12 protein-coding genes are annotated in these 12,166 nt (G+C 67.8%); 4 read left to right on the forward strand and 8 right to left on the reverse strand.

Features of this window, described 5'->3' with window-relative positions:
* Nucleotides 1-44: 44 nt before the first annotated feature.
* Genes QXH22_RS22905 through mca form a run of 4 tightly spaced genes read right to left on the reverse strand, consistent with a single transcriptional unit; the run spans nt 45 to nt 3,600 of the window.
* On the reverse strand, nt 45-428 hold the full coding sequence (locus tag QXH22_RS22905) for a nuclear transport factor 2 family protein (protein ID WP_306245670.1): 384 nt from the start codon (nt 426-428) through the stop codon (nt 45-47).
* 13 nt (nt 429-441) lie between these two features.
* Nucleotides 442-2,454: a thioredoxin domain-containing protein gene (locus QXH22_RS22910; protein WP_306277099.1), complete on the reverse strand. Its 2,013-nt coding sequence runs from the start codon at nt 2,452-2,454 to the stop codon at nt 442-444.
* Complete coding sequence (locus QXH22_RS22915; protein WP_306245673.1) at nt 2,441-2,734, reverse strand: hypothetical protein; 294 nt, start codon at nt 2,732-2,734, stop codon at nt 2,441-2,443. The genes QXH22_RS22910 and QXH22_RS22915 overlap by 14 nt, the downstream gene beginning before the upstream one ends.
* A complete protein-coding gene (gene mca / locus QXH22_RS22920; RefSeq protein WP_306245674.1) occupies nt 2,731-3,600 on the reverse strand; it encodes a mycothiol conjugate amidase Mca in 870 nt (289 codons plus the stop codon). Before mca ends, QXH22_RS22915 begins: the two co-directional genes overlap by 4 nt.
* A 105-nt stretch (nt 3,601-3,705) precedes the next feature.
* Between mca and QXH22_RS22925 the strand changes: the two genes are divergently transcribed.
* The gene (locus tag QXH22_RS22925) at nt 3,706-4,152 is read left to right on the forward strand and encodes a DUF4307 domain-containing protein (protein ID WP_306245675.1); all 447 of its coding nucleotides are present in this window, start codon (nt 3,706-3,708) and stop codon (nt 4,150-4,152) included.
* A 212-nt stretch (nt 4,153-4,364) separates the two neighbouring features.
* The gene (gene greA, locus QXH22_RS22930; protein WP_065137229.1) at nt 4,365-4,859 is read left to right on the forward strand and encodes a transcription elongation factor GreA; all 495 of its coding nucleotides are present in this window, start codon (nt 4,365-4,367) and stop codon (nt 4,857-4,859) included.
* A gap of 83 nt (nt 4,860-4,942) precedes the next feature.
* Here the strand turns inward: greA and QXH22_RS22935 are convergent, their stop codons facing one another.
* The 4 genes from QXH22_RS22935 to QXH22_RS22950 all read right to left on the reverse strand — a co-directional run bounded on the left by QXH22_RS22935 (nt 4,943) and on the right by QXH22_RS22950 (nt 9,541).
* Complete coding sequence (locus tag QXH22_RS22935) at nt 4,943-6,097, reverse strand: cystathionine gamma-synthase (protein ID WP_306245676.1); 1,155 nt, start codon at nt 6,095-6,097, stop codon at nt 4,943-4,945.
* 105 nt (nt 6,098-6,202) lie between these two features.
* On the reverse strand, nt 6,203-6,937 hold the full coding sequence (locus tag QXH22_RS22940) for an RDD family protein (RefSeq protein WP_306245677.1): 735 nt from the start codon (nt 6,935-6,937) through the stop codon (nt 6,203-6,205).
* An 89-nt stretch (nt 6,938-7,026) separates the two neighbouring features.
* Nucleotides 7,027-8,421: a cystathionine beta-synthase gene (locus tag QXH22_RS22945; protein ID WP_306245678.1), complete on the reverse strand. Its 1,395-nt coding sequence runs from the start codon at nt 8,419-8,421 to the stop codon at nt 7,027-7,029.
* A 52-nt stretch (nt 8,422-8,473) separates the two neighbouring features.
* Nucleotides 8,474-9,541: an alpha/beta hydrolase gene (locus QXH22_RS22950; RefSeq protein ID WP_306277100.1), complete on the reverse strand. Its 1,068-nt coding sequence runs from the start codon at nt 9,539-9,541 to the stop codon at nt 8,474-8,476.
* Between the two features lie 223 nt (nt 9,542-9,764).
* Between QXH22_RS22950 and QXH22_RS22955 the strand changes: the two genes are divergently transcribed.
* Entirely contained in the window at nt 9,765-10,697 is a 933-nt protein-coding gene (locus tag QXH22_RS22955; protein ID WP_306246458.1) for an SGNH/GDSL hydrolase family protein, read from the forward strand.
* A 44-nt stretch (nt 10,698-10,741) separates the two neighbouring features.
* On the forward strand, nt 10,742-11,959 hold the full coding sequence (locus QXH22_RS22960; RefSeq protein ID WP_306277101.1) for an acetyl-CoA C-acetyltransferase: 1,218 nt from the start codon (nt 10,742-10,744) through the stop codon (nt 11,957-11,959).
* The last annotated feature ends 207 nt before the right edge of the window (nt 11,960-12,166 follow it).

Genomic DNA, 12,166 nt, shown 5'->3' on the forward strand with positions numbered 1-12,166 from the left:
GACGCGACGCCGATCGTGACACCACGTTCGGCGTGCGATCACCCTCAGAGTTGCGTCACATCCGCCGGTGACCAGTAGGCCTTCATCGCGGTGACCTTGCCGTCGGCATCGAAGACCATCGTCTCAATCGGTTCGATCCGCATCTTGTGGTCACCGGCGGTGATCGTCAGCCGGAAATGGAATGCCGCCTCATTGCCCGAGACGCGCAGCGTCACCAACTCGCAGTCGCGCTGGACGCCCGTCACCGAGGAGTAGAAACCCTTGATGGCCTGGGTACCGATGTGCACCTCGCCGCCAACTGGATCCTCGAGCGTGGCGTCGTCGGCGTAAAAAGCGGCCAGGTCTTCGGCGGTGCCGCTGGTAACCGTGGCGATGTAGCGGTTGACCGTATCGGTGATCGCTTGCGTCTTGTCAGCGGTGTTCGGCATGTGACGCACGCTACTACCCGGGAATTCCCAGGGCGGCGGCGAGTTGATCTGCGCTGGTCACCGGCAGGTCGCAGAGCCGGCCCCGGCACACGTAGGCCGCGTCGGCCCCGGCCACCAGGTCGCGTCCGGCCAGCAGCGACGACGAATCCCGGGCGCCCCCGACGACGATCGCCCCACCGGGAGCCAGCCGGCGGGCATCGGTGAGCAGCGGCGACGACGGGCCAGCGCATGCGACGGCGATTTGCAGCGGACCGCGCACCGCGGCCTCGGCAACCGCCAGCCAATGCCCGGCCGAGCGGGGGGCGCGCGCCAGCAGCACCGAATGCGCGTCCAGGGTGTCTCCGACCACCTGCAGATACCGCTCGGCCCGGTCGCCGTCAGCCAGGTGCGCGGCGGTGAGCAGCGCCTCGGCGATGGCCGACGCCCCGGACGGCGTCGCCCCGTCGAGCGGGTCGGCGGGCCGCAGTAGGAGTTGCTCGGCATCGTCGGCGGTGTCGAACCAGCGCCCGGGGCGCTCCGGGTCGCTGAAATGCCGGACCGCGGTGTCCAGCAGGCCGGTCGCTGCGGCGAGCCAGCCGTCGTCGGGGCTCAACTGGTACAGCGCCAGCAGGCCGGTCACCAGCATGGCGTGATCCTCCAGGATGGCGGCGCTGTCCCCAACCACCCCGCCCAGGCTGGCGCGCCGCAGCCGCCCATCGACCACATGCAGATTCAGCAGCGCGGTGGCGCAGCGCTGCGCGGCCTGCGCCAGCTCTGGGTCGTCGAGCGCCACACTGGCTTCGGCCAGTGCCGTGATCGCCAGACCGTTCCACGATGTCACCACTTTGTCGTCGCGTCCGGGCTGCGGCCGGGTCAACCGGGCGCCCAGCAACGCGGCCCGTACCCGGTCCAGACGCGCTGAGTCATCAGGGTCGCTGCGCAACTGCAGCACGGATGCGCCGTGCTCGAAGGTGCCCACCCGCGTCACTCCGTAAACCGTTGCCGCCCAACGGCCGTCGTCGACGCCCAGGACGTCGGTCAATTGCGCCGGGGTCCACACGTAGGTCGAGCCCTCGCGGCCGTCGGCGTCGGCGTCAAGGGAGGAGACGAACATATCGCCGTCGGCCAGGTCGTCGAGCAGGAACCGCGCGGTCTGTGCGGTGACCCGGCGGGCCAGCGGATCCCCGGACCGGCGGGCCCAGTGCGCGTAGCAGCGCAGCAACAGGGCGTTGTCGTACAGCATCTTCTCGAAGTGCGGCACCACCCAGGCGTTGTCGACGCTGTAGCGGGCGAAGCCACCGGCGAGTTGGTCGTACATCCCACCGCGCGCCATCGAGTGGCCTGCCCGCGACACCGCCTGCAATGCCTCGGATGACCCGGTGCGTTCGTAGCTGCGCAGCAGACCCTCGAGCAGGGCCGTCGGCGGGAACTTGGGCGCACCGCCGAATCCGCCGTGCACGGTGTCCTGATCGCGCAGTACCGCAGCGACGGCGTCGTCGCACACCTGCGGTGCGATCGCCGGTCCGCCACCGGGCAGACCCAACGCCATCGAACGCAACTCGCCGGCGATGTGGTCCGACGCCTGCTCCACCTCGCCACGGCGCTGCGCCCACGTCTCGGAGATGGCTGAAAGCAGTTGCAGGAAAGCGTCTTTGGGGTAGTAAGTACCGCAGAAGAACGGCCGCCCATCGGGAGTGAGGAAGCATGTCATCGGCCAGCCGCCCTGGCCGGTGAGCGCGACAGTGGCGTTCATGTAGACCGAGTCGATGTCCGGGCGCTCTTCGCGGTCCACCTTGACGCAGACGAACCCGGCGTTCATGACGGCGGCCACCTCGTCGTCCTCGAACGATTCGTGGGCCATCACGTGGCACCAGTGGCACGCGGCGTAGCCGATAGACAGCAGAACCGGCACGTCGCGTGCGGCCGCGTCGGCGAGTGCTTCCGGACTCCACTGCCGCCAATGCACCGGGTTATCGGCGTGCTGGCGCAGGTAGGGGCTGGTTGCCTGGCCGAGGGTGTTGGTCCCGGCCTGCTCAGCCGGGCTCATGGGCCGAGCCCGGGGGGCGGTTGCGGTCGGCCTCGGGGGCGGGGTCCTCGGCCGTGTCTACCGCGTCGGTGCCTTCGTCGGCGGCCTGATCCGGCTCGGGGTGCTGGCGATCGAACGACTCCGGCACCTTCTTCAGCTGCCTGTTCATCGAACGGACCAGGAACACGGTGGCGACGATCAGCAGGACGACCACCACCAGTCCGAGGGGACTGGCCTTGCCGAAATCCGGGCCGTTGTTCTTCGGTCCGGCAGCAATCACGCTGAGCAGAAAGTGATTCACCGTTCCTCGATCCCCTCGAACAGATCGGTCTCCGGCAGGCGAGCCGGTACCCGCGAGCGGGCCAGCTCGAACTCCTCCGTCGGCCACAGCCGCTCCTGCCATTCGATCGGCGCGGCGAAAAATTCGGCATTCGGGTCGATCTGAGTAGCATGCGCGATCAGGGCGTCGTCGCGTTGACCGAAGTACGCGGAGCACTCCACCCGGGTAGTCACCCGCTTCTCGAAATGGTCGTTCTGGGGCAGCCAGTGCTCGAGCCACTTCCCGAACGGACCCTCCTGCCCGTTCTTGGCGAATTCGTCCTGCAGCAGCTGCATCCGCGCCCGCAAGAAACCGTGCACGTAGTAGAGCTTGGACACCGACCATGGCTCCCCGGCGTCAGGAAACCGGCGATAATCGCCGGCCGCCTCGTACGCGCTGACCGACACCTCATGGCAGCGGATGTGGTCGGGGTGCGGGTAGCCGCCGTTCTCGTCGTAGGTGATCATCACGTGCGGCTGGAACTCCCGGACCACGCGCACCAACGCTTCGGTGGATTCTTCCAGCGGCACCAGGGCGAAGCAGCCTTCCGGCAGGGGCGGCGGCGGGTCGCCCTTGGGCAGGCCGGAGTCGATGAAGCCCAGCCAGTGGTGTTCCACCCCGAGAATCTCCGCGGCTTTGGCCATCTCGTCCCGGCGAATCTCGTGGATGTGGCCGTGCACGTCAGGCAGGTCCATGGCCGGGTTCAGGATCTCGCCGCGTTCCCCGCCGGTCAGCGTCACCACCATCACGCGATGGCCCTCGTCGGCGTAGCGCGCCAGCGTTGCGGCGCCCTTGCTGGATTCATCGTCGGGGTGGGCATGCACCGCCATCAATCGCAGTTTGCTCACGAGCTCCCTTGTATCTGTTATTCCGAGTCCGTCCGTTGGCCGCCCACCGACCCTGTGAGTGCCTCCTATACTTCCAGTTCTCTGTACCCCACAACTCCCGAGGGCATGACTGAGCACGTGACCGATGATTCTTTCTCCCGGCCCGAGGCACGTTACGGCCGCGATCGGCTGTCCCGCAGATCGCGGCGCCGCATCGTCATCGGCCTGACCGTGCTGGTCCTGGCTGCCGGGGTGGGAATCGCGAGCGTGGCCTATCGGCAGATCGGCGCCGCCCCGGTCAAAGGCACCCTGGCGGGTTACCAGTTGATCGACGACGAGACGGCGTCGGTGACCGTCAGCGTCTACCGCCGTGACCCTTCGCGTCCGGTGGACTGCATCGTGCGCGTCCGATCCAAGGACGGCAGCGAGACCGGCCGCCGAGAGGTGCTGGTGCCCCCGGCCGACCAGCAGACCGTGCAGGTGACCGCCACGCTGAAATCCAGCAAGCGTCCGGCCATGGCGGACGTCTACGGCTGCGGGGCAGACGTGCCCGCGTATCTGCGGTCGCCGTGACCGCGGCAAAACGCCGAACTGCGGATATGTCGGTCATTTAGTGTTTGCGCGGTGGTAACATGGGTGAATGCACGGTCCTGCTTGGGACCGTGTATTGCTGCATTAGAGGCCGTGAGAAGCACGGAGTTGCAGCACCCGGGGTGGGGACCCGCAGACGCCCAACATCGGGACCACACTTTGCGCGGAACAACAATCACAAGGAGCGCCACGAGATGACGGACACTCAGGTGACCTGGTTGACCCAGGAATCACATGACCGACTCAAGGCCGAGCTCGACCAGTTGATCGCCAATCGCCCGGTCATCGCCGCCGAGATCAACGACCGCCGCGAAGAGGGTGACCTACGCGAGAACGGCGGGTATCACGCTGCCCGCGAGGAGCAGGGCCAGCAGGAGGCCCGCATTCGCCAGCTGCAGGATCTGCTCAACAACGCCAAGGTCGGCGAGGCTCCCAAGCAGTCGGGCGTCGCGCTGCCGGGTTCGGTGGTGAAGGTCTACTACAACGGCGACAAGGACGACAGCGAGACCTTTTTGATCGCTACCCGCCAGGAAGGCGTCAACGACGGCAAGCTCGAGGTCTACTCGCCGAACTCACCGCTGGGTGGTGCATTGATCGATGCCAAGGTCGGCGAGACGCGCAGCTATAAGGTGCCCAGCGGCAACACCGTCGAGGTGACGCTGGTCAGCGCGGAGCCCTACCACTCCTGAGGCTTGCGGCTGCACCGCCGAGTGTGCAGCCTGCGACGCATTTCCGGCGCGTCGCGTCGCCAGATTCCCAGTCGGCGAAAGTGTCAGCTCAGGGCCTGGCCCAGGTCGGCCAGCAGATCGGCGACATCCTCGATTCCGACCGACAGCCGCACCAGGTCGTCGGGAACTTCCAGCTGTGAGCCGGCGGTGGACGCGTGCGTCATCGCGCTGGGGTGCTCGATCAGCGACTCCACCCCGCCCAGTGACTCGGCCAGGATGAAGACGCTGGTTTGCGCGCACAGTTTCTCAGCGGCGGCGCGCCCGCCACGCATTCGCACCGAGACCATGCCGCCGAAGCCGCGCATCTGCCGGGCGGCGATCTCATGTCCGGGGTGGCTGGGCAGACCCGGATAGAGCACCGCGCTCACGGCGGGATGGCCCACCAGGAATTCCGCGACGGCCGCCGCGTTCTCGCTGTGCCGCTGCATCCGCAACACCAGCGTCTTGAGGCCGCGCAAGGTGAGGTAGGCGTCAAACGGGCCGGGCACCGCGCCGGCCCCGTTCTGAAGGAACGCGAACGCCCGGTCCAGTTCTTCGTCGTTGGTGACCAGTGCGCCGCCGACGACGTCGGAGTGGCCGCCGATGTACTTGGTGGTCGAATGCAGCACCACATCGGCACCCAACGTCAACGGCTGCTGGAGCGCGGGCGAAGCAAAAGTGTTGTCCACCAATACTTTTGCGGAGCTATCGGCGCCGATCTGGGCGATTCCGCTGATGTCGGCGATCGACAGCAGCGGGTTGGTGGGCGTCTCGACCCAGATCAATCGCGTCCGCGGCGTGGTCGCGGCGCGCACGGCGTCCAGGTCCGACAGCGCGACCGGTGTGTACGCGACGCCCCACTGCGTGAAGACCTTGTCGATCAGCCGGAAGGTGCCGCCGTAGGCGTCGTCGGGGATGACGACGTGGTCGCCGGGGCGCAGCAGCGCCCGCAGCGCGCAGTCGCTGGCCGCCATGCCGGAACTGAATGCCCGCCCGTAGGCGCCGTCCTCCACCGCCGCCAGCGACGCCTCCAGCGCGGAGCGGGTCGGGTTGCCGGTGCGGGCGTATTCGAACCCGCCGCGCAAGCCGCCCACGCCGTCCTGGGCGAAGGTGCTGCTGGCATAGATCGGCGCGTTGACGGCGCCGGTCGCCGGATCGGGACGGTAGCCGGAGTGGATGGCTTTGGTGGCAAGTCCTTGGAATGCGTGGTTCTCGCTCATCGACCGCCAGCCTAGTTGGCACCGGGGCGCCGTTGACTCTGCGGTGAGGGCGACGAAGTGCCAGTGGCCTCGGCCGTCAACGCAGACTCAACGCCACGGGTCTGATCAGAGCGGCAGGCACACCGTCGTCATGATCTTGTCGGCCAGGGTCTGACGCTTGCTGTCCCATAGCGGGAACAGGAACCCGATGTAGCAGATGATCGCGTCGACGAAGTGCGCGAGCTGCCGCACCAGCGACATACCGAACCCGAGTGGCTCTCCGGTGACCTCACTGACCACCTTGAACTTCAGGATCGACTTGCCGATGCTCGAGCCCGTCGTGCCCTGCCGATATCCGTAGTTCCAGACCACATACGCCAGGATCAGCAGCGACGCCAGGCCCTGCGCCAACACCCCGATGATCGAGCCCTGGGTGTAGCAGTACTGCGCGACGTCGTACTGGTTGACGCTGGTGACGCACGACTCCTCTTGCGTGAGCAGGTCGACCACCTGGGCGATGCCCAGGACGACGAGGATCGGCGCGTAGTCGATGAGGAACGCCAGGAAGCGGGTAAGCCAGGGCGTGTAGGCATCGGTCGCCAAACCCTTGACAGCGGGTCCCGGCGGCGGCGGCGCATATCCTCCGGCGGCCGGGGGTGGCGGCGGGTAGCCGCCCGCGGGCGGCGGCGGCGGAGGCGGCGGCGGGGTGGAGCCGCCGACGGACTGCGAGAAGTCGCCGCTGCTGCCCGGCGGAGGCGGCGCGGACGGCGGAAGGTGACCACCGGAGGGTGCAGCGCCGGACGAGCCAGGAGGCGGCGGTGGCGGCGGGTAAGACCCGCCGGCTGGCGGCTGATCGGTCATGAGGCAACCTTCCGGGCTTCCTAGAGCTGACTTTTGCTGAACTAAGCCGGATACAGTACCCCAGGCTCGAGAGCCACGTCACAGCCCCACTAGCGGCGTCGCGTCCCTTCGGACAGGAAGCCGAGCAGGTCGTAGCGGGTGATCACGCCGACCGGCTTGCCTTCCTCGACCACCATCAGGGCGTCCTGATCGCGCAACGCCTTTCCCGCCACGCTGACCAGTTCGCCGGCCCCGATCAGCCGCAGCGGCGGGCTCATGTGCTGCTTGACGGCGTCGGCCAGCTTGGCGCGGCCCTCGAACACCGCCGACAGCAGTTCGCGTTCCGAGACGCTGCCGGCGACTTCCCCTGCCATGACCGGCGGTTCCGCTCCCACCACCGGCATCTGCGAAACCCCGTACTCCCGCAAGATCCCGATGGCGTCCCGCACGGTCTCCGAGGGGTGCGTGTGCACCAGGTCGGGCAGCGCGCCAGACTTGCGGCGCAGGACGTCGCCGACCGTCGACTCCGCGGCCGTGCCGTCCAATCGGGTGCGCAGGAATCCGTAGGACGACATCCACGCGTCGTTGAAGATCTTCGCCATGTAGCCGCGACCGCCGTCCGGCAGCAGCACCACGATCAGTGCGTCCGGACCCGCGTGCTCGGCGACCTTGAGCGCCGCGACGACGGCCATCCCGCACGAGCCGCCGACCAGCATGGCCTCCTCGCGGGCCAGCCGCCGCGTCATCTCGAAGGAGTCCGAGTCCGAAACCGCGATGATCTCGTCGGGCACCGAAGGGTCGTAGGCGGCCGGCCAGAAGTCTTCGCCGACGCCCTCGACGAGGTAGGGCCGACCGGTGCCCCCGGAGTACACCGACCCCTCCGGATCGGCGCCGATGACGCGCACCCGCCCGTCGGACACCTCCTTGAGGTAGCGGCCGGCGCCGGTGATCGTGCCGCCGGTACCGATGCCGGCGACGAAGTGGGTGACCTTGCCGTCAGTGTCGGCCCAGATCTCGGGGCCGGTGGTCGCGTAGTGGCTGGCCGGCCCCTCCGGGTTGGAGTACTGGTCCGGCTTCCAGGCGCCGTCGATCTCGCGGACCAACCGGTCGGACACGCTGTAGTAGCTGTCCGGGTCCTCGGGCGGCACCGCCGTCGGGCAGACGACAACCTCGGCGCCGTAGGCGCGCAACACATTCCGCTTGTCCTCGCCGACCTTGTCCGGGCAGACGAACACGCACTTGTAGCCGCGGCGCTGAGCCACCAGGGCCAGCCCGACGCCGGTGTTGCCCGACGTCGGCTCGACGATGGTGCCCCCGGGCCGCAACGCCCCGCTGGCTTCGGCGGCGTCGATCATCCGCTCGGCGATCCGGTCCTTGGAGCTGCCGCCGGGGTTGAGGTACTCGACCTTCGCGGCCACGATGCCCGCGCCTTCGGGGACGACGGAGTTCAGCCGAACCAGGGGCGTCCCGCCGATGAGGTCACTGAGGTGCTGAGCGATCCGCATGCGCCTATCGTCGCAGGCGTTGTCACACGGCGCGCAACCGCTCGGGCGGGTGCTACCCGGTGGCCTCGCGGATGTACTCGCCGATCTGACGCAGTGAGCGCACGGCTTCCGGCAATAGCGGCCCGGCGACCTGGAAGTCGTGCACCTGACCCGGCCACACGCGCAATTCGGCGGGCACTCCGACCGCCGCGAGCCGGCTCGCCGCCAGCTGCGCGTCGTGCAGGAGCACCTCCGACCCGGACACGTGAATCAGCGTCCGCGGCAGGCCCGGCTCGATGTGATCCAGCGGCTCGTAGATCTCTTCCGGCTGACCGTTCACGGTGTTCTTCGCGGCACAGCTAGCAACCAAAGCGCCGAGCGCGTCGAAGGCTCTCGCGGGGAACATCGCGTCCGTTTTGATGTTGGGATGAGACTGCTTCGCTTCCTTTGCCAGCTGCAGCAGTGGCGAGATCGCGACGAGGGCTGCGGGCTCTTCTCCCTCCCGCAGCAGACGCTGCGCCAGAGACAGCGCAAGGTACCCGCCGGCTGAGTCGCCGCCCAGCACAATCTGGTCCGGGTCGTACCCCAGGAGCCGAAGCCACCGGTAACCGTCGTGGCAGTCGTCGAGCGCCATCCCGATTGAATGCTTGGGCATCAACCGATAGTTGACCACCAGAACTGGTGCGTCAGCGAACTTCGAGAGCGATTCGACCAATCGGCCGTGGGAGTTTGCTCCACAGGTCAGGAATGCCCCGCCGTGCAGGTACAGCACCACTCGCCGGGTGCCGTCGGCCGGCAGCACGCCTGTCGCGCGAACCAGCTGAGCAGACGCATTCGGCAAGGTCACCTCGGCCCTGACGGTGCTCGTGGCAGGTAGGAGCACGCGCGCGGCATGGTCAATGAGACCCCACGGCCAGGGAAGATGAGGAACATAGCTGCCGGCCGCCAGAACCGGCCGGATCGCCACACGCGAGGCCAGCGTGGCAAACCGGGCAGCAATGCTCGGGCCGGACTCGACAACTTCTACGGGAGCCCCGTCGCTGATCGCGAACCTGCGTGCTTCGAGTCTACGAGCCTTCAGCGCATCGCGCGGGCGAATGGCGACTCTAGGTGCGCCAGAGACCTTACTGGGTGCGGTCATGCTCAACACTTCCTACGCCGTTGTAGTCCGATACAGCATGCGACGAAGAAGCTGAGCTATCCGTTCAGCCAACCTCGCAGACTTAGCTTGACAGTCCTTTACCCACTCAACTTCCAAGTAATCGGTTTCGATACCACATCTGTTTCACACCGTAACCGGTTTGTTTGTCAGCTACCCCCGAAATCAGCACAACCGTCCTAAACTAATGCCCGTGGGCGTGCATGTGCCGCGGCGTTCGACGATCGCTTTGGCCACAGCGGGTGCACTCGCCTCGACAGGCTCGGCCTATCTGGGCGCACGCAACCTGCTGGTTGGTCAGGCGATGCATGTGCGCACCGTGATTCCGAAATCCTGGGAACCGCCCCCGCGCGCTGACGGCGTCTACAGCCGCGGTGGCGGCCCGGTGCAGAAGTGGCGGTACGGCACACCTTTCGATCTGCACATCATGATCTTCGGCGACTCGACGGCGACGGGTTACGGGTGCGCGACCGCCGAGGAGGTGCCCGGCGTGGTCATCGCCCGCAGGCTGGCCGAGCTGTCCGGACTACGAATCAGGCTGAGCACTAAAGCGATCGTCGGCGCCACGTCCAAGGGCGTCATGGGCCAGGTCGACGCGATGTTCGTAGCCGGGCCCCCGCCGGACGTCGCGGTCATCATGATCGGCGCCAACGACATCACCGCACTCAACGGCATCGGACCTTCGGCGCAACGACTCGGCATGTCCGTGCGCAGGCTGCGCAATCGGGGCGCGGTGGTGGTGGTCGGCACCTGCCCGGACTTCGGGCTCATCACCGCGATCCCGCAGCCGCTGCGTTCGCTGGCACGGACCCGTGGACTTCAACTCGCGCGCGCGCAGGCCGCCGCCGTCCGGGCGGCCGGCGGGGTGCCGGTGCCGCTGGCGCATCTGCTCGCCCCGAAGTTCCGCGAGATGCCCGAGCTGATGTTCTCCTCCGACCGCTATCACCCGTCGGCGGCCGGTTACGCCGAAGCGGCCGAACAGTTGTTGCTGACGCTGTGTGAAGCGCTCAGCGAGAAGATTCCCGCATTGGCGCCGCCGGCGGCGGTATCGGCCGCGGCACCCCGGCGGAGCATCGTGTCGCGGTTGTGGTCCCGCCCATCGCCGGTGCGCGTGACCGCCGCGGTCGCCACTGGGTAGGGCGCGTTAGGCTCGGCTTCGCACACGCCAATCGAGGAGCCGTCATGCCCGAAGCCGTCATCGTTTCCACTGCCCGCTCGCCGATCGGGCGCGCCATGAAAGGGTCGCTGATCAGCATCCGGCCCGACGATCTGGCCGCTCAGATGGTCCGCGCCGCGCTGGACAAGGTTCCCGCGCTCAACCCACACCAGATCGACGATCTGATCATGGGTTGCGGCCAGCCCGGCGGTGAGTCCGGCTTCAACATCGCGCGCGTTGTCGCGGTGGAACTCGGCTACGACTTCCTGCCCGGCACCACCGTCAACCGGTACTGCTCGTCCTCGCTGCAGACCACCCGGATGGCTTTCCACGCGATCAAGGCCGGCGAGGGCGACGTCTTCGTCTCCGCCGGGGTGGAGACGGTGTCCCGGTTCGGCAAGGGCAATGCCGACGGCTGGCCGGACACCAAGAACCCGCTGTACGACGCCGCTCAGGAACGCACCAATGCCGCGGCGGCGGGAGCCGACGAGTGGCATGACCCCCGGGCGGACGGCAATCTGCCCGACATCTACATCGCCATGGGCCAGACTGCCGAGAATGTCGCACTGCTGACCGGCATTTCGCGGGAGGACCAGGACCACTGGGGCGTTCGCAGTCAGAACCGCGCCGAGGAAGCGATCAAGAGCGGCTTCTTCGAGCGCGAGATCACGCCGGTCACGCTGCCCGACGGCACGACGGTCAGCACCGATGACGGGCCGCGGGCGGGCACCTCGTACGAGAAAATCAGCCAGCTCAAGCCCGTGTTCCGCCCCAACGGCACGGTGACCGCAGGCAACGCCTGCCCGTTGAACGACGGCGCCGCGGCGGTGGTGATCACCAGCGATGTCAAGGCCAAGGAGCTGGGGTTGAAGCCGCTGGCGCGCATCGTGTCCACCGGCGTCAGCGGGCTGTCGCCGGAGATCATGGGCCTGGGCCCGATCGAGGCCACCAAGCAGGCGCTGTCCCGGGCCGGCATGTCGGTGGGCGACATCGACCTGTTCGAGATCAACGAGGCCTTCGCGGTGCAGGTGCTCGGGTCGGCGCGCGAGCTGGGTATCGACGAGGACAAGCTGAATGTCTCGGGCGGCGCGATCGCTCTGGGCCACCCGTTCGGTATGACCGGGGCCCGCATCACCGCCACGCTGCTCAACAACCTGACCACGCACGACAAGACCTTTGGCGTGGAGACCATGTGTGTCGGTGGTGGTCAGGGTATGGCGATGGTGATCGAGCGGCTCTCCTGACGTTTCGCACATTGGGCCTGCGCTGAGGGCGGCGGCCACTCGAGGTTTGTCGCCCTCACCGCAGACGCAGTTCCGGTGCGGGCGCCCTGGCGCTGACCCTGCGCTGAGGGCGGCGGCCACTTGAGGTATGCCGCCCTCACCGCAGAACCAACTCTGGCGCTGGCGTATTCGGCGCTGACCCTGCGCTCAGGGCGACGGCCACTCGAG

The organism is Mycobacterium sp. TY814, assembly GCF_030755175.1.
Classification (GTDB): domain Bacteria; phylum Actinomycetota; class Actinomycetes; order Mycobacteriales; family Mycobacteriaceae; genus Mycobacterium.

What these genes read in the sequence shown, in the direction of transcription:
- QXH22_RS22925 (WP_306245675.1), top strand. Translation starts at nt 3,706, where the DNA reads ATGACTGAGCACGTGACCGATGATTCTTTCTCCCGGCCCGAGGCACGT.
- QXH22_RS22945 (WP_306245678.1), bottom strand. Translation starts at nt 8,421, where the DNA reads ATGCGGATCGCTCAGCACCTCAGTGACCTCATCGGCGGGACGCCCCTG.
- QXH22_RS22950 (WP_306277100.1), bottom strand. Translation starts at nt 9,541, where the DNA reads ATGACCGCACCCAGTAAGGTCTCTGGCGCACCTAGAGTCGCCATTCGC.
- QXH22_RS22935 (WP_306245676.1), bottom strand. Translation starts at nt 6,097, where the DNA reads ATGAGCGAGAACCACGCATTCCAAGGACTTGCCACCAAAGCCATCCAC.
- QXH22_RS22905 (WP_306245670.1), bottom strand. Translation starts at nt 428, where the DNA reads ATGCCGAACACCGCTGACAAGACGCAAGCGATCACCGATACGGTCAAC.
- QXH22_RS22940 (WP_306245677.1), bottom strand. Translation starts at nt 6,937, where the DNA reads ATGACCGATCAGCCGCCAGCCGGCGGGTCTTACCCGCCGCCACCGCCG.
- QXH22_RS22960 (WP_306277101.1), top strand. Translation starts at nt 10,742, where the DNA reads ATGCCCGAAGCCGTCATCGTTTCCACTGCCCGCTCGCCGATCGGGCGC.
- QXH22_RS22910 (WP_306277099.1), bottom strand. Translation starts at nt 2,454, where the DNA reads ATGAGCCCGGCTGAGCAGGCCGGGACCAACACCCTCGGCCAGGCAACC.
- greA (WP_065137229.1), top strand. Translation starts at nt 4,365, where the DNA reads ATGACGGACACTCAGGTGACCTGGTTGACCCAGGAATCACATGACCGA.